This is a genomic window from Rhizobium sp. 18055, from assembly GCF_902706285.1.
Taxonomy (GTDB): Bacteria; Pseudomonadota; Alphaproteobacteria; order Rhizobiales; family Rhizobiaceae; genus Rhizobium.
Map to the genome: position 1 here is coordinate 1 of NZ_CACSKD010000081.1, position 682 is coordinate 682.

Sequence of the window (682 nt, forward strand, 5' to 3'; positions counted from 1 at the left end):
GCCGGAGCGGAATTTCCCCCTCTTGTTCACGCCACACCGCGATGGGCGGGCGGCCCAAAGTGCGGTGGATTGACTGATGGTAGTTACCGACAATGTCGAGGGCGATGTATCGCTCGAGTTCGCGGAGCGTCAGCGCCGAATGCTGCTTCGAATCGTATTCGCCAAGCTCCTGTGGATTGCTGAAAGTAGTGCCGGGTAGCAGGTGGAGTCTTCCCATTTGTGTGCCGATCAGCCGCTCAATATGCCCGCCGAAGCGCGGTTCGCCCGGTGGTCGCCAGTCGATCGCAACCCCAGCATCATCGCACCCCCTCTTAAAAGCGCGGCTCCTAAAGTCGCTGCCGTTGTCGACGTGTAGTGTCTCAGGGAGGCCGGCGACCGGCCACGGCTCAATGATCTCGCGCTCCCGTAACCAAGGCGATTTGTCAAAGACGGAGTGTAGTAAGCACAAACTTGTCGACTGTCGGGAGGGTGCGTCCATCGTGAGGTAGAACCCCGTCACCATCCGACTGCAGACATCCATTGCCAGAGTTAGCCAAGGCCTGCCAATGGGTAGATGCGTCTCCTCGTCGACGACAAAGATATCTGCCTTCGTATGGTCGACTTGGACGATCTGGAGTGGGCGCGAGGCGGTGAGCCCTCCCGGCACGGCCATTGTCCGCTTCACGATTTCGGATTCGCCCCG

Annotated in this window: 1 protein-coding gene; it reads right to left on the reverse strand. The window is 59.8% G+C overall.

Annotated features, from left to right (window positions below):
- Nucleotides 1–652: DDE-type integrase/transposase/recombinase (locus tag GVL52_RS28020; protein ID WP_244619323.1), on the reverse strand; the 652-nt coding region annotated here is incomplete at its 3' end.
- Between the last annotated feature and the right edge of the window lie 30 nt (nt 653–682).